Source organism: Colwellia sp. D2M02, assembly GCF_018860755.1.
Taxonomy (GTDB): Bacteria; Pseudomonadota; Gammaproteobacteria; order Enterobacterales; family Alteromonadaceae; genus Colwellia; species Colwellia asteriadis.
The window spans coordinates 76305-76616 of sequence record NZ_JAHKPW010000064.1; the positions used below are offsets into that span (position 1 = coordinate 76305).

Consider the following 312-nt stretch of genomic DNA (forward strand, 5'->3'; position numbering starts at 1 on the left):
CTCTTGACCCGTACCATTTCAAAGCAACATAGTTGCACTAGTAAAAAGTAAATACATTGTAGGGGTATAGCCAAGCGGTAAGGCAGCGGGTTTTGATCCCGTCATTCAGAGGTTCAAATCCTCTTACCCCTGCCACTTTTATTCATAAAAGTGGACAATGTAAATACGACCCTGGAGGGGTATAGCCAAGCGGTAAGGCAGCGGGTTTTGATCCCGTCATTCAGAGGTTCAAATCCTCTTACCCCTGCCATTCATATCTGTAATCATTGCAATATGAATGGAAAATCCAATGCGCGGGTTTGGCGGAATTGG

At 44.9% G+C, this 312-nt stretch carries 2 tRNA genes; both read left to right on the forward strand.

What is annotated here, in order from left to right:
- Positions 1-60 precede the first annotated feature (60 nt).
- Positions 61-135, forward strand: a tRNA-Gln gene (locus KO495_RS11750).
- Between the two features lie 40 nt (positions 136-175).
- Positions 176-250: transfer RNA gene (locus tag KO495_RS11755), tRNA-Gln, on the forward strand.
- The last annotated feature ends 62 nt before the right edge of the window (positions 251-312 follow it).